This window comes from Pelotalea chapellei (genome assembly GCF_018531195.1).
Classification (GTDB): domain Bacteria; phylum Desulfobacterota; class Desulfuromonadia; order Geobacterales; family Pseudopelobacteraceae; genus Pelotalea; species Pelotalea chapellei.
On sequence record NZ_JAHDYS010000021.1, the window covers coordinates 22,519 to 39,914 of the forward strand.

The following is a 17,396-nucleotide window of genomic DNA, read 5'->3' on the forward strand; positions in this document are numbered from 1 at the left end:
CGTTTCACAGTTACCTTCCAACTGAATGTACTGTCTTAAGTGTAACCAGAGCGTAAAGGATCTATTCTCATAATGACAACTCCAGTGGCTAAACGCAAAATTCTGATTATTGATGATACTCCAGCCAATATTCAGGTAATCAACCAGATCCTGCAGGATCATTACCGAATTTACTTTGCGGTTAGCGGCAGCGACGGCCTCAACGTTGCCCAGAGAGAACTTCCCGACCTGATTCTGCTCGACATCATGATGCCGGAGATGGACGGTTACGAAGTCTGTGCTGCGTTGAAAAGCAATGAGGCTACAAGCAGGATTCCGGTTATCTTCATTACAGCCATAACAAGTATCGAGGACGAAGCAAGAGGGCTTGAGGCGGGTGCGATCGATTACATCACTAAGCCAATCAGCCCCCCGGTCTTGAAAATTCGAATTAAAAACCATCTTGAGCTAAAGCATTACAGTGACAAGCTGATGCTGTTGACAAAGGAGTTGACCCTTAAGAACCAGCAACTGGAAGTGCTGGCCCGGCAGGACAGCCTGACCGGACTTGCCAACAGGCGCTGGTTTAACGAAGCCATGTGCGATGAAGTCAGGCGTGCCCAGCGCAGTGGTGAAACTCTCTCGCTGCTCATGGTTGATCTCGATTGTTTTAAAAACTACAACGATCACTATGGGCATCTGGCTGGTGACGAATGTTTGCGCCTGGTCGGACGGACGTTGTTGGCCTCGTTCAAGCGGGCTGGTGATTTGCCGGTCCGTTATGGCGGTGAAGAGTTTGTCGTCATTCTGCCTAATACGAAGGCCACACAATCTTTAAAGCTTGCAGAAAATTTGCGAAGGAAGGTTGCCCACCTTGCCATTCCCCACTCCTGTTCCGAAGTTGCTTCTCATGTTACTTGCAGTGTTGGTGTCGTTACGGCACAGGCAAGTGAATCACGGAGTGCTGACTGGTTTACCTTCCATGCTGACAAGGCACTGTATCAGGCCAAGGATGCAGGCAGAAACAGAGTGGTAAGCATGGTTTTCGATGATTTTCATGATCAGCTGAAATACCCTCAGGAATTTATGACGGGTGACTTGAAGTCATGAATGAGCAAAGGTTTATCAAGAGGCTGAAATATCAATGGGGATCTCTTTTGTTCGCTTTGTTTGTTCTCGGCAGCCTCCTTGGATTGCACATCCATCAGGATTATCACCGTACCCTTGCACGGGAACAGGATCGACTTCTGGTTCAGGCAAAAATTATCCATTTAAATTTAGCGAAAAATCTGGAGTCGGTTAACCAGGTCCTAACTTCGTTGCAGCATGAATTTTCAATTTCTAAAGCTGATGCAGGTCACGATTCCAGGATGAGTAATCTGGTTGATGCAATGCCCGGCATTCGCACTCTCTTTATAATGGATGCCGGCGGTACAATCCTGACTTCCAGCCGGAAGGAGCTGGTTGGTAAAAACCTTCAGGAACGTGATTATTTCAAGGTGCCGAAAGAAGGTTTTGACCCTGACACTCTTTACATCTCGCCCCCTTTCAAGACGATGCTCGGGTCTTTCGTAATCAGTGTCGGGCGCTGTCTCAAAGCTGCCGACGGCAGTTTTGCCGGAATTGTAACAGCAGCGCTTGATCCTGCCTATTTCAGCACATTGCTTTCATCTGTACTCTCTGCTCCTGATATGTGGACTTTTATCGCCCACGGGGACGGTCTTCTGTTCATGATCCATCCAGAAAAACAGGGTATAGCCGGTAAAAATATGGCCATACCAGGTACTTTCTTCAGCAGGCATATGGCCAGCGGTCTGGAAACAACCGTGCAGACCGGCACGGTATATGCCACCGGTGAAATAAACAAGTTGATGGTCTGGCATACCATCCAGCCGAAAGAGCTGAAGATGGACAAGCCGTTGGTGGTGGCTGCAGGCCGCGATCAGTACGTGATATTCGAGACATGGAGACGCGACTCCATGATTAAAGGGGTGCTCTTTAGTTTGATGGGGCTGATTGCAGCGACTGGGATGTACATGCATCAGCAGCGCAGACGCGAGAACGAACAGCAGACAGCACAGGCTGCCGCTGCCATTACAGAGGTTGCGGAACGTCTGCAATTGGCAACAGGTGCGGCTGGTTTCGGAGTATGGGATTACCATCCGGTTACAGGATCATTGATATGTGACGATGCCATGTACGCTATCTATGGTCTGGAACGTACAGGAACATCTGCTAGTTATTCCCTGTGGCGTGAGCGGGTGCTGCCGGAAGATCTTCCAGCCACCGAAGCAGCACTTCAGGCAGCCATCAATGATGGTCCGGCTTTTGATGTGGTTTTCAGGATTCGCCGTGGAGATGGTGAGGTTCGCAGCTTGCGCGGTATTGCACGGGTTTATTTCGATCAAAATCACGTTGCGAACCGGGTGATCGGAATTATTGAGGATATCACTGAACGAAGAATGATAGAGCTTGAACTTAAAAGTGCCAAGGAAGCTGCCGAGTCCGCCAGTCGGATCAAAGGTGAATTCCTTGCCAATATGAGTCACGAGATTCGTACTCCCATGAACGCCATATCGGGTATGGCCTATCTGGCCCTTCAGACTGACCTCACCAAACGTTCCCGCGACTATGTTTCGAAGATCCTCAGCTCGAGCGAATCTCTGCTTGGCATTATCAACGATATTCTTGATTTTTCAAAAATTGAAGCCGGTAAAATGGAATTGGAGGCGACCACATTTGAGATGAGCGATGTTTTTGAGCATCTCGGTATTGTGATCGGTGGCAGAGCTGCAGAAAAGGGAGTGGAAGTTCTTTTTTCGCTGCCGGTTGAGCTGCCACCTGTTCTTATCGGCGATCCGCTTCGTCTTGGACAGATTCTGAGCAACCTTACCGGTAATGCTATCAAGTTCACTCATTCAGGACATATCGTGATTGCGGTTGAACAGGCGGCTCCTTTGAAAAACGGCATGCTTCCGCTTACCTTTTCCGTCACCGATACCGGTATCGGGATGAATCGGGAACAGAAGGAACGGATTTTCGAGCCATTCTCCCAGGCAGACAGCTCGACATCACGCCGATATGGCGGGACAGGTCTGGGACTATCCATTGTCAAGCGTTTGCTCGGCTTGATGGGCAGTTCTCTCGAATTGGAGAGCGCTCCGGGAAAAGGGAGTCGTTTTTCCTTTACCATTGCTTTAGCCCTTCCGGCTGAAAATGAGACTGAAAAACCGCTGCTTCCCGCTGAATTAAGGGGATTACGGGCACTGGTGGTTGACGACAATGAGGTGGCGCGCAATATTCTGATCAGCATGCTGAGTTCCTTTTCTTTCAGGGTTACAGCCGTCGATTCAGGGGCAGCCGGCATTGCCGAACTTCGGCATGCGACAGAGTCACAAGCCGATGATCCTTATGCCATTGTCTTTATGGATTGGCAGATGCCTGAAATGGATGGACTAGAGACAATCCGCAGAATTCGGGAAGAGGGTCTGGCCTCAAGCGCTCCTGCCATCATAATGATCGCGGCTTTTGGCCAGGATGCAGCCAAGCGCACTGCTGCAGCTCTTAAAAATACCTCGTACCTGACCAAACCGGTACAGCCTTCAGGCCTGTTAAATACAATCCTTGAAAAGCTCGGAAACCAGCAGCAGGTTCCTGTCCACCGATCCAATCAGCTATCGACATGGATGAATGAGTTGAAGCTTCTATATGGAAGCCGGGTGCTGATTGTTGAGGACAACCCGATCAATCAGCAGGTGGCCAGGGAGATCATGGAGCAGGCAGGGATTATGGTTGAAGTTGCTGATAATGGTCTGGCTGCCCTGGAAAAACTGGGACCGGAACATGCCCCTTTCGACGCAGTCTACATGGATCTGCAGATGCCGGTAATGAGCGGTTACGAAGCTACCATCAGGATCAGGGAAATGTTCAGCTATGAGGAACTGCCGATCATTGCCATGACCGCTCATGCCATGCCGGAGGTACGCAAAAAATGCCTTGATGTGGGTATGAATGATCACCTGGCCAAGCCGATCGATCCGCAACAGCTGTATGCATCGCTGACGAAATGGATTACTCCCAAAAATATTGATTCTTCCGATGTGCAGGATAAGGATAATAACCCTTCGTTACCGATGGTTTCATTCAGGGCGTTGCCTGAACAGCTCCCTGGGATAGACCTTCCGTCTGCATTGGAACGGCTGGACGACAACAGTGAACTGCTGCGACAGATCATTGTCCAGTTCGGAGAGCAGTACGCAACTGCTGTTGAGGATGTCCAACATGCTCTTGAAGCCAATGATAAGCAGTGGGTGGGCAGAATGCTGCACACATTACGTGGAGTGTCCGGAACAATTGGTGCAGACCAGCTTTGCCTTGCAACGACGGATCTTGAAGATGCGATCTGTGAAGGAAATCAGGAGAGTCTGGACACGTTGATCGAAGCAGTAAAGCTTCAGTTAAGCAGGGTATTGGAATCGGCACGGATACTGAGAGAGCAGGCAGAGTCTATGGAACAACAAAGCGAGCCAACCGCCTCCTCGGAACAGTTACAGCTACTGATTCAACAGCTCAGGGAATCTCTGATCAAGAATGATCTAGAAGCTATCAAGTTGCTTGAGGCTCTTGGGCTGGTTCTGGATCAGCCCGCCTGTTTAAGCAAAGTGCAGAAAGCCGTCGACCGGCTGGATTTCGCCACAGCCTTGGTTAAGCTGGAAGAGGCCGTGGTTTCTGTTTTAAAAGGTTGTTGAAAAACAGCCATCTCGCCGCCGTCCTCGAAAGCCACCTTGTGCGACGTAGCGCTGCTACGTCTCCGCGGGTCTTTCTCCGGTTGCGACGATCTGACTATTTTTGAACAACCTGGGTATTTAAACAGTCTCGTGAAGTGTGAGAGCTGGGAGCGAGTTGATATCAAAACAGAGAGGCCGCATCTGACATGATGCGGCCTCTCTGTTTTTGTCATTTCAGTTCAACGCTATTCTTCTGATCCGCCGCCTAACACCTTGTACAGAGTAACCATGTTGGCCAGCCGGGCAAGGCGAACGCTGATCAGATTCTGCTGGGCGACGTAGAGTGATCGCTGGGCATCGAGCACGTTCAGATAACTGTCGACTCCCTTGTCGTAGCGAGCCTGGGAGAGAAAGTGGGTCTGTGCCGTGGCGTCCGTGAGCGATTGCTGGGCTGCCAGCTGGTCCTCTATGGTTCCCCGCTGGGCAAGGGCGTCGGCTACTTCGCGGAAGGCGACCTGGATCGCCTGTTCATAACGGGCGACAGAGATATCCCGGTCCACTTCGGATACTTTCAGATTGGCCCGGTTTGCTCCCCCTTCGAAAATAGGCAGAGAGACACGCGGAGCAAAACTCCAGGCAAAGGCGCCCCCTGTGAACAGTCCTGCCAGCTCCTGGCTGCCGAAGCCGACGCTTGACAGCAGGGTAATGCGCGGGAAAAACGCTGCGCGTGCAGCCCCGATGTTGGCATTGGCACCCTTGAGCAGGTTTTCTGCCTGGAGGATGTCGGGACGTTTGAGCAATACCTCCGAGGGCAGGCCGGGAGTCACTTCCTTTAGGGCTGTGAGCCTTTCGGAAAGCGCCTGGGGCATCAGATCCGCCGACAGTGGTGCTCCTACCACAAGGCTGAGGAGATTGATGTCCTGGGCAACAAAGGTGGTAAAGCGGGCAATATCCACCCGGGCAGCATCCAGGATGGTCTGTGCCTGGTGGAGGTCGAGGGCCGAGGCGACACCGGCGTCCAGGCGGCTTTTAGTTAGATCATAGGATGACTGCTGGTTGGCAAGGGTGTCTTTGGCAATTTTCAGTCGCTCCTGATCTGCAGCGAGAATCAGATAGCCGGTGGCCACCTGGGATACCAGACTGATCTGTACACTGCGTCGGGCCTGTTCAGTTGCAAGGAACTGCTCAAGGGCCTGGTCTTTCAGGCTGCGCACCCGACCGAACAGATCGACTTCATAGGAAGCGACGCCGAGACCGACATTGTACTGGTGAACATTCTCCCCGCGGCCGCTGCTCGAGAAATCCTCAGGCAGCCGTTGGTAGGTTGCGCCGGCAGTGGCATCTACCTTGGGAAACAGATCGGAGCGCTGGATCTGATATTGTGCTCTGGATCTTTCAATATTCAAAGCTGCAACACGCAGGTCCCGGTTCTTTTCCAGGGCCAGGGTGATCAGCTTGCGCAATTGGGGGTCCAGGAAAAACTCCCGCCAGGGAACTTCCGCCAGCGGTTTGTCGGCCGGCTTGCCTTCCTGTTTATAGGCCGGCCCACTGGGCCAGGAGTTTTCGACAGGGGAGGCGGGCTGGGAATATTTCGGAGCCATGGTGCTGCAGCCGGCCATCAAAAGTAAGGCCCCACCGGCAAGATATATTTTAAGTGTGCGTTTCATTCAATGCACCTCCATGGCGCTATCCGTAGCGGCTGGTTGTGTGGAAGGCTGTTTTTTCCTGAACAACTTCGAGACCATTACAAAGAAGAAGGGTATGAAGATCAGGTCGATAAAGGTGGCCGAAAGCAATCCTCCGGTTACTGCGGTTCCGATGGCATTCTGGGCTGCTGCGCCGGCTCCTTTGGTAAGCGCCAGCGGCAGGGTGCCGAAGAAGAATGCCAGGGAAGTCATGATGACCGGGCGCAGCCTGATTTTGACAGCCATCAGGGTGGCCTCGACCAGGTCGTGTCCCTGATGCATCAGCTCCTTGATGAACTGGATGATCAGGATGGCGTTTTTGGTGGAAAGACCGATGGTGGTCAAGAGACCGATCTGCAGATAAACGTCGTTGGGGAACATGCGCAGCTTTACGGCGATCACGGCCCCGACAAGCCCCAGCGGCAGCATCAGCAGGTTAACCAACGGGATTGTCACGCTTTCGTAGAGGGCTGCCACGCTCAAAAACACGACCAGCAGTGAGATGGCATACAGCGCCGGCGCCTGAGCCCCGGCGTTCTTTTCCTCATAGGAGAGGCCGGTCCATTCATATCCGATTCCTGGCGGAAGCTTAGCCACCATCTTTTCAACCTCGTCCATGGCTTCGCCGGTACTGATTCCGGGCGCTGCCTGACCCAGAATCTCAACAGCGGAAATGCCGTTGTAACGCTCCAGGCGAGGCGAGCCGTACTGCCAGCGGGCGGTGGCAAAGGCCGAGAAAGGTACCATCTCGCCTTTGTTGTTGCGGACGTACCAGGTGTTGATATCCTCCGGCACCATTCGTGCTGTTGCTTCAGCCTGAACATAAACCTTCTTGACCCGTCCGTTCTGGATGAAGTCGTTGACGTAGGTGGACCCCCAGGCTGTGGAGAGCACGCTGTTGATGTCGGCCTGGGATACCCCCAGCGAGCCTGCCCTCACGTCATCGATGTCCAGCTTGAACTGGGGCGAGTCATCCTGGCCGTTGGGGCGTACTGCAATCAGTTTCTTGTTCTGCATGGCCATGCCCAGGAGCTGGTTGCGAGCCTCCATCAGTTTTTCATGCCCCAGTCCGCTACGATCCTGCAGCTGAAGATCAAAGCCGTTGGCTACCCCCAGTTCGAGGACTGCCGGCGGCGAGAAGGCGAAAGCCATACCGTCTCTGAACTTCGAGAAAGCCCCCATGGCCCTGCCGGCAATGGCGGAAGCTTTCAGATCCTTGCCCTTGCGAACGTCCCAGTGCTTGAGCCTGACAAAGGCCAGACCCATGTTCTGCCCCCGACCGGCAAAGCTGAAGCCGGCCACGGTGATGACCCCTTCCACTGCTTTGGATTCATTCTTGAGGAAATGCTGTTCCAGGTCCCGTATGACCTGGATGGTCCGCTCCTGGGTCGCTCCGGCCGGCAACTGGACCTGGCAGATGATGAAACCCTGATCCTCATCCGGCAAGAACGACGTGGGCAGGTGCAGAAAGAAGAAGGCCATGGCGGCTACAATACAGCCATAAACCACCAGATAACGGACCGGCTTGCCGAAGGAGCGGCCGACAATCCCTTCATATTTGTGCCGGCACCAGTCGAACACTTTGTTGAACCAACGGAAAAAACTGCAGAACCAGCCGCATTCTCCGGGAGTATGCCCTTTCTCGACCGGTTTCAGCATCGTGGCGCACAGGGCCGGCGTCAGAATCATCGCCACGAACACCGACAGGATCATGGCAGAGATGATCGTGACCGAAAACTGGCGGTAGATTACGCCGGTGGAGCCGGGGAAAAAGGCCATCGGCAGAAAGACCGCCGTAAGCACGGTGGCAATGCCCCACAGGGCGCTGGTGATCTGCCCCATGGATTTGATGGTCGCTTCCTTGGGCGGAAGGCCTTCCTCGGACATGATGCGTTCCACGTTCTCGACAACGACGATGGCATCGTCAACAAGCAGGCCGATGACAATGACCAGGGCGAACATGGTCAGGGTGTTGATCGAGTAGCCGGTGGCGGCCAGTACCCCAAGGGTGCCGAGCAGAACGACCGGCACGGCGATGGTCGGGATCAGCGTGGCGCGGATGTTCTGCAGGAAAAGGAACATGATGATGAAAACCAGGAAGACAGCCTCGATCAGGGTGTGCACCACCTCTTCGATCGAAATTTTGACAAAGGGGGTCGAATCATAGGGATAGACCACCTTCATGCCGGGAGGCATGTATTTCGATAGTTCGGCCATCTTGGCCTTGATCCGCTCGCCTGTCTCCAGGGCGTTGGCCCCTGCTGCCAGTCGGATGGCCATTGCGCCCAACGGTTTGCCGTTGTAGTAGGATTGGATCTCGTAATTCTCGGTGCCGATTTTACTTTCGGCTACATCCTTCAACTTGACCGTGGAGCCGTCAGGATTGGTCCGCAGCACGATGGCATCGAATTGCTCGGGGGTCTGCAGCAGGGTTCGGGCATTGATGGTGGCGTTCAGTTGCTGCCCCTCGGACGCAGGGATGCCGCCGAACTGACCTGCAGATACCTGGACGTTCTGGGATTGCAGCGCCGCAACCACCTCATTGCTGGTCAAGTGATAGTTGTTCAGCTTGGTCGGATTCAGCCAGACCCTCATGGCATTCTGGGTGCCGAACACCATCAGTTCACCAACTCCATCCAGGCGGCTGACGATATCCTGGAGGTTCGAGACCATGTAGTCGGTCAGGGTATTGCGATCCATGGAACCGTCTTCAGACGCAAGGCCGACAATCAGCAGGAAGTTTCTGGTTGATTTGACAACCTGGATCCCCGAGCGCTGGACGATCTGCGGCAGCAGCGGCACGGCCAGCTGCAGCTTATTCTGCACCTGCACCTGGGCGATGTTCGGATCGGTGCCGGCCTTGAAGGTCAGGGTGATACTGACCGCCCCGGCCGAATCGCTGGTGGAAGACATGTAGATCAGGTTATCGATGCCGTTCAGCTTTTGTTCGATGACCTGGGTGACCGTGTCCTGCACGGTCTGGGCTGAGGCGCCAGGGTAGACGGCATTGATGGCGATCTGCGGCGGCGCGATTGCCGGATACTGGGATACCGGCAGTTTCTTGACAGCCAGCAGACCTGCCAGCATGACCATGATGGCGATGACCCAGGCAAATATGGGTCTGTTTATGAAAAAACGAGGCATGAAAAACTCCTTGTTAGCTACTAAAACATAGGACTGATCCGACCGATCGGTCGGATGCAAAATTTATTTTTTTACTGCTGCCGGCTGTGCGCCTGGCTGGCCTGGCTGAGCTCCGGCTTGTGCCGTACTGCCTGGTGCCGCTTCAGCCGGTTTGGCCACGAAAGGAACTGTCTTGACCTGTGTTCCGGGTCGCGCTTTTTGAATTCCTTCCAGAATCACGCGGTCCCCCGGCTTCAAGCCGTCGCTGACCAGCCAGTTGTCGCCCACCGTCCGCTCCACTTTGATCACCCGCGGCTCAACTTTATCTCCGGCACCGACGACCATTACCATGGCATTGCCGGCCGGGTTACGGGTAACGCCACGCTGGGGCACCAAAATGGCCTTTTCATTGATTCCTTCCTGTACAACCGCCCTGACGAACATACCGGGAAGAAGCTGCTGTTTGGGGTTGGGGAACAGTGAACGAAGGCTGACTGCGCCGGTACTCGGGTCAACGGTGACATCGGAAAATTTCAGAGTGCCGTCAATGGGGTAGGGGGTGCCGTTCTCCAGCAGCAGTTTTACTTTGGTCTGGGTATCGCCGCGTTTGAGAACACCACTGGAAAGACTCTGCTGCAGGCGCAGCACTTCAGTGTTGGACTGGGCTATATCCACATACATTGAGCTGAGTTGCTGAATCGTAGCGAGTGCAGCCGGTTGATTCGCGGTTACCAGTGCTCCGGTGGTCACCGCTGATTTGCCGATGCGTCCTGAAATCGGGGCAGTAACCTTGGTGTAGGCCAGATTGATGCGGGCTGTCTCAACGGCAGCTTTGGCAGAAGCAATGTCAGCCTCTGCCTGCCGGAATGAGGCATAGGCATTGTCGTAATCTTGCTGGCTGACTGCCTTGATCTTTACCAGTTCCTTGTAGCGTTCTTCCCTGAGCTTTGCCGGGATAAGATTTGCCTCGGCCCTGGACTCGGCAGCCTTGGCGCTGGCGTAGGCGGCCTGATAGGTGGAGGGATCAATCTGGTACAACGTCTGGCCAGCCTTGACATCGCTACCCTCGGTGAAAATACGCTTCTGGATTATTCCGTTCACCTGGGGCCTGACTTCAGCAATGAGGTAGGCAGAGGTACGTCCGGGTAGTTCAGTGGTTACAGCCACTCGCTGAGGCTGTATGGTGATTACTCCCACCTCGGGCGGTCCGGCAGGGGGAGGGGCGGCAGCCTTTTTCTGGCCACAGCCGCCAATGATTACATTGACTGCGATGAGTGCTGTGAGTGCGAATAACCTGGTTTTGTACATGTGTTGCATAATCACCTCGGGGTTGTGATGTTTATCAATCAATAAGTATGACGAAAAATTGGATATTGGCTAGCTTTTCAAGCTGTCCCAGCAGGCGGAAATAATGTTGTTAATGAGCTTGTCGTCAAGGGTCACGAACCCAAGGATATGATCACGGGCAATGAAAATCAGGGGGCCGAAGGCCAGTGAACAGAGCACCACCATGGGCAGATTTTTGATCGTTCCTTGGGTGACACCCTGTTCGAAGAGCTCGCAGTACAAATCACGCTGGACCGATTTCCCCAAGAATTTGTCTCTGCGATGGGCAACACCGTAGGGAGAATTGTGAAACTGCTCAAGATACTTAAAGTGAATGGGGTTTGTAATGCAGTAGCGAAGCACTGCAGTTGAAAGATGAAGGAATCGGTCCCTGAGCGGCTGTTCCACTGCGTACCCCTCCAGTAGATAGGCGGTTAAGCGCTTTTCCAGTTCCTTGTACATCTCGTTGATCAGGACATCCTTGTTTTCAAAATAGCGATAAATGGTTCCTGCCCCGACACCGGCGCGCTCCGCGATCATCGCCATGGGAGCACCATGAAATCCATGTTCCGCGATCAAGTGTAATGCGGAACAGAGTATTTCTTCTCTTTTGTCTGGCTTTGGCATTTCATCCTCCGGAATGAACGTTCATTCAGTATTAACCCTTCTGCTGCTAAACTGTCAAATAAATATTAGCTCATGCAGGCTTTCAAATTTAAATGCTCTGCTATACTTGCATCAGATAGCGGTAAACACGCATTACAAGGGAGGTGTAAAGCATGAAAGAGAGCACAAAAGATCAGGTAAAAGGGAAGTTTCGGGAGACCAAGGGCAAAGTGAAGCAAGCCGTTGGGGAAGCGATTAATAAACCGAATATGGCTATTGAAGGACAGGATGAGAAAATAGCAGGTAAGATACAGAAAAATGTAGGAAAAGCTGAAAAGAAATTGGATAAATGATTGAACATGGAAATAGCCGCTTCTTTACGAGGCGGCTATTTTCATAACTGTACATGTATATCAGGAAGCTTTCGCTCCAGAAATGGTGTCTGCGGGAAAGCGTTCTTTGGGGCGATAGAAATCCAGCGCGTTCTCGCGGAAGACCCGTGCGGCACTCACTGGCCCAAGGGCGTTAACAACCAGCACAAAATCATCGTCGTGATAGGGGCGCGGCGCACGGGTCGAAGGAAGATCGGTGCCGAACATCAGTGCGCCGGCATTAACGGAATGAATGTCCCGCAGCGCCTGGGCAACATCAAAGTCGACCCGGCTGAAGCCGCACGCCTTCACATGAACCCCTTTCTCCACAAGCTTGATCAGCGCCGGGAAACCGTCATGGCTGAGGCCGAGATGATCGATGCTGACTGCCGGCAATTTGACCAGCGTGCTGTAAAGACTCCCCAGTTCCCTGGAATCCACATACAGTTCAGTATGCCAGCCGACCAGTTCATGAACCCGGCGTGCCAGGTAATCGAGCTGTGATACCTCCTCTGAACCGCCACGTTTCAGGTTAAAGCGGATTCCCCTCACGCCTGCCCGGTCGAGCCTCAGCAGCTCATCGTCCGGCACCGTTGCCGGCAGTTGGACAACACCTACAAATGAGGGACCAAGCTGCGTCAGCGCGTCCACCAGATATTCACTATCAAAAGCCTGAAATGAGCCGGACACGATGGCGCCACCCATCAGCCGGTATCGCTGCATGCGGGCACGATAGTCATTGCAGTTGAAATTATCCGGCAGGTAACCCTGGTTGGGGACCAACGGAAATCGGCTGTCAATAATATGGAAGTGTGCGTCGAAAAGCGGGAACTCATTGAATGGCATGTGAACCTCCTTGATAGACCTGGGACCTGGAACTGGAACCTGCGACCGGGGACCAAGACCGGTCCCAAGTCTCCGGTCCCCGCTTTTAGATGATGCTATTAACCCACTGGGTCAACTGGTGAATGCCTTTGGCAAAAATACTGTCCCGGGAACTCATTTTTTCAAAATCATGTTCAAGGGGATCCACAAAAGAGGTAACCGGGTCAAGCGCATCCTCCCAGGGAGTGTTTTCGAGAGATGGATCGGGTTCATAGTGGCAGAGGCGCATGTCCGGATCGTCTGCCAGCTTGTTGAGGTATTCCACCAGTCCGTCGGTATTTTCAAAGCTCTGCTCCAGGCAGCGATTGAAGAGGCCGGCATGCTCCGCGAGAAGGGAGGTGCGAACCCGGGTAATGGATTTGACCAGTTCATCCTGTCCCGGTTCCGCTTCCCAGCTCACGTTAAGTTCCGTGTCCAGACCCATGCTGCGGTTGGTGATGTTGGCTGAGCCGAGGCTCAGAAAACGATCATCCACCACCATCAGCTTGGAGTGAATGAAGGTCATCTGACGAACACCCTCTTTCATGCAGGCGGTCGAATATACACCCAGCTTGTGGCCGCTATCAACGGCCACCTGCTGCAGTGAGCGCATCATTTTCATCTGGGTCCGCCCAATGAACAGTTTTTCAGTCAAGGGAAACTGGCTTGGCAATATCATCACGATCTGCAGACGTGGTCGTTCAGGATCGTTCATACGCTCAATCAGTGCGTTATATACAGCCTGGGAGCTGAAATACTGGTTCTCCAGATAAATGAAATGTTCGGCGGAAAGAACGGCCTTGATGAAAAGATTGCGTATTTCCAGGATATGATTCTGCTGCGGATTGAAAGTAAGCGCCTGTGTCCGGCTGATGCCGACCTGGCGGGCAGACAAGGGGATAAGCTGTTCCATGTCCAGGGGAATAGGTCCGTTACCCTGTTCAAGCGAAAGCGGCTCAGCTCCGGAATTGATCCAGCGCTGCTTGAAGATTTCGACGAGAGTATCTACAACCGGTCCGGTATGGAAGGACTGGATATCATGGTAGGAGTCGAACGGTCCATTGGTGTCAGCCCGTTCAGGATTTTCGAACAGATGGCGCCGGTCGTCCCAGCGGTCCGCACAGATGTCCATTCCCCCAACAAAAGCCAGCATGCCGTCGATCACCACCAGCTTCTGGTGGTGTGTCGCTCCCACTGCGTGGCGATTGTCGAAACGGAAATGAATCCTCTCGCTGGTAGTCCAGTTGAAGATGATGTCCTGGAACCATTCCCGCTCCATTGAGAAGATCATGCTGAAGTCCCAGGCCAGGATGTAGATTTCCAGATCGGGTTTTGACAGGCAGAGCTGTTCCAGAAAATGCAGAAAGCGTACATCGCCTGCCGCCTTCTCCGCATCTTTACCCCGCAGCAGACTCACCTCCGTATCGAACTGCCATCCGGTAAACAGCAGGTAGCGTTCGGCTGCGCAGGCCGCATGGTATATGGCGCGATAGTAATCCCTGGCATCCACAATCACCCCGGTCGTGCAGGTTTCATAGATGCCCATGCAGTTGATTCCCGGCTCAAGGATGTTCATGTCAGCTCCAGTGTAACCACCAGGGGGAAATGGTCTGAAGCCATCCTTGTAAGAGGAGTTTTGGGCACGGTAAAACTGCGTACTTTAAGGCCGTTGCTGATGAAGAGATGGTCAATGCGCATGAAAGGGAAACGTACCGGACAGGTGCCCAGGGGGCGTCTTCCCTTGAGACAGCGCTGGACGTCCCGCAGGGAATCTGTGATGCGGCGATAGGCACGTGAAGCGGGTAATGCATTGAAATCTCCGCATAGTACCACCGGCTCATGGCAATCAGCATGCCCGAGCCATTCGGGCCCCAGCAATTCTTCGGTCTGGGCCATGCGCTCTTTTCGATTAAGGCCGAAATGGGTTGCCATTACCTGCAGTTGCGAACCCCCCAGATCAATGGCAACCCAGATCGCTCCGCGGCGCTCACATGACTCGTTGTAGATCTGCGTCGGCAGGGGACCGGCCTTGATCATGCGTGCCGGGTAGTGACTGAGGATTGCATTGCCGTACGCTCCCCCTTGCACCTGGATGGAAGAGTGAAAGTGATAGGACATGTTCAGGTTCAGGGCAATCAGGTGTGCCTGGTCGATCATCTCCGTACGCGGCACTCCGCAGTCCAGTTCCTGGAGTGCCACGATGTCCGGATTGCACTGGTTGATCACCTCGGCGATCCTGCCGGGTGAAAGTGTGCCGTCCATGCCGATTGCGCTGTGAACATTGTAGGTCATAACAGTAACGGTTTTTGACATTAGGACCAGGTGTATTACTTTTTAGGTGAAACCAGCATGGAACAGCTATGTTTTTGCGACCGCAACATTCCCCTCTCCCTAACCCTCTCCTTTAGGCCCTGTGGGTCCACAAAGGGGAGAGGGGATTTTTAGCTCCCCTCCCTTTAATGGGAGGGGTTGGGGGAGGGTGCAAGCCAGTGCTTTGTTTCATAATGTTGCAATATCCCAACAAGGCTTAGGTTGAAACTCAGCCGGTCACTGAAAAATTGTACGGGCAAAGCCGGGGATGTCAATTGACGGGCCGTGGCCGGTAATGGCTGGAGAGCATAATGCAGATGCATGTGAAACGGATCAGTCTGTTGTTCTTCATGGTGATGATCGTGGCAGGAGCAACGTACTTGTGGCAGGGCGATTACCTGACGTTTGATTCCATACAGCGCAATCAGACTGCGCTTCTGGAATTCATTGACCGGCATTATGCCAAGGCAGTGCTGCTGTATATTCTTATTTACGTGGCTACCGGGCTGTTTCTCCCAGGGGCTTTGATTCTGACCATTAGCGGCGGGATGCTGTTCGGTACTCTTCCGGCAGTAATGTATGCCAATACCGGCGCCACCTGTGGTTCTATCCTTGCTTTCATGCTCAGCCGCCATGCACTTGGCCACTATATCCAGAGACGCTTTGCCATTCAGCTTGAGCGTTTCAATCAAGAACTTTCCCGCCACGGTCCCCATTATCTGCTGGTTCTGCGCATTCTGCCGATAGTTCCATTCTTTGTGGTTAACTACGGCGCCGGTCTCACCAGAATTCCATTTGTCAGCTTTGTCTGGACCACCTCCATTGGAATGCTGCCAGGTTCCCTGATCTACTCCTATTTCGGCAGCAAGCTGGCTAGGCTCAGTGAGGCAGAGGGGCTGTTCTCCTGGGAGATCCTGCTTGCCCTGGTGCTGCTCTCCCTGTTTGCTCTCCTGCCTGTAGCCGTGCATCACCTGGGAATTCGAAAAAAACCTACCTCTTAGCAGCGCCCCATTCATCGCCTTTTTTCCGATACCAGAATCAGCCGTACCCCTAATGGCGGGTAGCTTGGAATCCTCTACAATGAAGGTTCCCACAGCCGGAATATGCCCAGTTTCCGTCCGGAAAGGGTTCTTTTTCGCCCTGGCGGCGTCAATTTTCGGGCTTGCTTGTGCGGCGTACCGACGTACGCCTCCGCGCCACCCTTCGATTTCCTTGCCAGGACAAAAAATCCCTCCTTTCCGAATCGGAAACCAACAGTTTCTCATCCGGAGTTTCCTGATGGAAACTGCAAAATACACGGGGGAATGATTTATGAAGCAGAACATTTCCCCACGAAAAAAGGGGGCTTCATGGAATTGTTTTCTCCAATGGCGGAAATAGTGGCAGCTGGAAACGTATTTGATATCGCTGCAGGCGAAACAATCATACGGGGCAGTCACGAGATAGATGAGGTGCGTGATTTTGCCCTTGCGGCTGCTGCCGGTCTGGCCTCTCATCCCCGGAAACTGGAATCCCGCTTTTTATATGATGCACGGGGAAGCAGGCTGTTCGACCTGATCACCCAGCAACCGGAATATTATCTCACCCGTATAGAAACCGACTTGTTGGCCACCCACGCGGCAAAAATCAGGGCATTGACAGGTCCGGCGACTCTGGTGGAGCTCGGTTCGGGCAATTCGATAAAAACGGAGCATCTGCTGAAGGCCTGGCTGGCCCATGAGTCATTGGTTGGATATGTAGCAGTGGACGTGAGCGAGAGTGCCCTGCGTGAGGCAAGCCGAGGCATATCTGCTGCACATCCCGGGGTAAGAGTTATCGGAATCAATTCCGACTACAAGTCCTCATTTCCCCTGTTGTCCGCGCTTTCTCCGGTACTGGCCCTGTTTTTGGGGAGCAGTATCGGTAATTTCTCGCCCTCCGAGACGACCTCTTTTCTTCAGGGCGTGTCAACTGCCTTGACACCGGGAGATTTTTTTCTGGTTGGCATCGATCTTGTCAAAGAAAAGTCTGTCATTGAAGCTGCCTATAACGATGCGGCCGGAGTGACACAGGAATTTACCCGTAATCTGTTTGTACGCATGAATCGGGAGCTTGGCAGCGGGATCGACCTTTCGGCGGTGCATCACGAGGCAGTTTATAATCCGGTTAAAGAACAGGTTGAAATCCAGGCTCGTTTTACCCGCCAGCAGACCATTCGCATCGAGCCGTTGAACGAGCGGTTTACCCTCTCTTCAGGCGAAGCCATCCAGACGGAAATCAGCCGTAAGTTCAACGTGGATCGTTTCGTATCCCTGGCGGGCAGACTGGACCTTGCTGTTGAAGAAGTTTTCACGGATCAGCAAAACTGGTTTGCCCTCGTGCTGTTAAGACGCAGAGAAATTAAAGTCTCAAAAGGTGGGAACTGA

At 53.3% G+C, this 17,396-nt stretch carries 12 protein-coding genes; 5 read left to right on the forward strand and 7 right to left on the reverse strand.

Features of this window, described 5'->3' with window-relative positions; translation table 11 throughout:
• The first annotated feature begins 84 nt into the window (after positions 1-84).
• Both KJB30_RS16605 and KJB30_RS16610 read left to right on the forward strand, forming a co-directional pair.
• The gene (locus KJB30_RS16605) at positions 85-1,089 is read left to right on the forward strand and encodes a diguanylate cyclase (RefSeq protein ID WP_367619006.1); all 1,005 of its coding nucleotides are present in this window, start codon (positions 85-87) and stop codon (positions 1,087-1,089) included.
• On the forward strand, positions 1,086-4,727 hold the full coding sequence (locus KJB30_RS16610; RefSeq protein WP_214301428.1) for a response regulator: 3,642 nt from the start codon (positions 1,086-1,088) through the stop codon (positions 4,725-4,727). Before KJB30_RS16605 ends, KJB30_RS16610 begins: the two co-directional genes overlap by 4 nt.
• A gap of 224 nt (positions 4,728-4,951) precedes the next feature.
• Here KJB30_RS16610 and adeC read toward each other — a convergent pair whose 3' ends face one another.
• The 4 genes from adeC to KJB30_RS16630 form a co-directional block, all read right to left on the reverse strand.
• Positions 4,952-6,373, reverse strand: coding sequence for an AdeC/AdeK/OprM family multidrug efflux complex outer membrane factor (gene adeC / locus KJB30_RS16615; protein WP_214301430.1), 1,422 nt, complete (start codon positions 6,371-6,373; stop codon positions 4,952-4,954).
• The gene (locus KJB30_RS16620) at positions 6,374-9,535 is read right to left on the reverse strand and encodes an efflux RND transporter permease subunit (protein WP_214301432.1); all 3,162 of its coding nucleotides are present in this window, start codon (positions 9,533-9,535) and stop codon (positions 6,374-6,376) included. It lies immediately after the preceding gene.
• Positions 9,536-9,598: 63 nt separating this feature from the next.
• On the reverse strand, positions 9,599-10,831 hold the full coding sequence (locus tag KJB30_RS16625) for an efflux RND transporter periplasmic adaptor subunit (protein WP_281415724.1): 1,233 nt from the start codon (positions 10,829-10,831) through the stop codon (positions 9,599-9,601).
• Positions 10,832-10,891: 60 nt separating this feature from the next.
• Positions 10,892-11,467: a TetR/AcrR family transcriptional regulator gene (locus KJB30_RS16630; RefSeq protein ID WP_214301434.1), complete on the reverse strand. Its 576-nt coding sequence runs from the start codon at positions 11,465-11,467 to the stop codon at positions 10,892-10,894.
• Between the two features lie 152 nt (positions 11,468-11,619).
• Between KJB30_RS16630 and KJB30_RS16635 the strand changes: the two genes are divergently transcribed.
• On the forward strand, positions 11,620-11,799 hold the full coding sequence (locus KJB30_RS16635) for a CsbD family protein (RefSeq protein ID WP_214301436.1): 180 nt from the start codon (positions 11,620-11,622) through the stop codon (positions 11,797-11,799).
• 60 nt (positions 11,800-11,859) lie between these two features.
• On the opposite strand, the gene KJB30_RS16640 is transcribed toward KJB30_RS16635, so the two are convergent.
• From KJB30_RS16640 to KJB30_RS16650, 3 genes are all read right to left on the reverse strand, one after another.
• Positions 11,860-12,663 (reverse strand): amidohydrolase family protein, encoded by an 804-nt coding sequence (locus KJB30_RS16640; RefSeq protein WP_214301438.1) that lies wholly within the window; start codon positions 12,661-12,663, stop codon positions 11,860-11,862.
• 85 nt (positions 12,664-12,748) lie between these two features.
• Entirely contained in the window at positions 12,749-14,257 is a 1,509-nt protein-coding gene (locus KJB30_RS16645; RefSeq protein WP_214301440.1) for a phospholipase D-like domain-containing protein, read from the reverse strand.
• Positions 14,254-14,994, reverse strand: a complete 741-nt coding sequence (locus KJB30_RS16650) for an endonuclease/exonuclease/phosphatase family protein (protein WP_214301442.1) — start codon at positions 14,992-14,994, stop codon at positions 14,254-14,256. The genes KJB30_RS16645 and KJB30_RS16650 overlap by 4 nt, the downstream gene beginning before the upstream one ends.
• Positions 14,995-15,302: 308 nt before the next feature.
• Between KJB30_RS16650 and KJB30_RS16655 the strand changes: the two genes are divergently transcribed.
• Positions 15,303-15,992 carry a TVP38/TMEM64 family protein gene (locus tag KJB30_RS16655; RefSeq protein WP_246545761.1) on the forward strand — a complete coding sequence of 230 codons (690 nt, stop codon included), beginning with the start codon at positions 15,303-15,305 and terminating at the stop codon, positions 15,990-15,992.
• 348 nt (positions 15,993-16,340) lie between these two features.
• Positions 16,341-17,396, forward strand: a complete 1,056-nt coding sequence (gene egtD, locus KJB30_RS16660) for an L-histidine N(alpha)-methyltransferase (protein ID WP_214301444.1) — start codon at positions 16,341-16,343, stop codon at positions 17,394-17,396.

Excerpts from the sequence above, each read along its gene's own strand:
- KJB30_RS16610 (WP_214301428.1), top strand. The coding sequence starts at position 1,086 with ATGAATGAGCAAAGGTTTATCAAGAGGCTGAAATATCAATGGGGATCT.
- adeC (WP_214301430.1), bottom strand. The coding sequence starts at position 6,373 with ATGAAACGCACACTTAAAATATATCTTGCCGGTGGGGCCTTACTTTTG.
- KJB30_RS16620 (WP_214301432.1), bottom strand. The coding sequence starts at position 9,535 with ATGCCTCGTTTTTTCATAAACAGACCCATATTTGCCTGGGTCATCGCC.
- KJB30_RS16625 (WP_281415724.1), bottom strand. The coding sequence starts at position 10,831 with ATGCAACACATGTACAAAACCAGGTTATTCGCACTCACAGCACTCATC.
- KJB30_RS16630 (WP_214301434.1), bottom strand. The coding sequence starts at position 11,467 with ATGCCAAAGCCAGACAAAAGAGAAGAAATACTCTGTTCCGCATTACAC.
- KJB30_RS16635 (WP_214301436.1), top strand. The coding sequence starts at position 11,620 with ATGAAAGAGAGCACAAAAGATCAGGTAAAAGGGAAGTTTCGGGAGACC.
- KJB30_RS16640 (WP_214301438.1), bottom strand. The coding sequence starts at position 12,663 with ATGCCATTCAATGAGTTCCCGCTTTTCGACGCACACTTCCATATTATT.
- KJB30_RS16645 (WP_214301440.1), bottom strand. The coding sequence starts at position 14,257 with ATGAACATCCTTGAGCCGGGAATCAACTGCATGGGCATCTATGAAACC.
- KJB30_RS16650 (WP_214301442.1), bottom strand. The coding sequence starts at position 14,994 with ATGTCAAAAACCGTTACTGTTATGACCTACAATGTTCACAGCGCAATC.
- KJB30_RS16655 (WP_246545761.1), top strand. The coding sequence starts at position 15,303 with ATGCAGATGCATGTGAAACGGATCAGTCTGTTGTTCTTCATGGTGATG.
- egtD (WP_214301444.1), top strand. The coding sequence starts at position 16,341 with ATGGAATTGTTTTCTCCAATGGCGGAAATAGTGGCAGCTGGAAACGTA.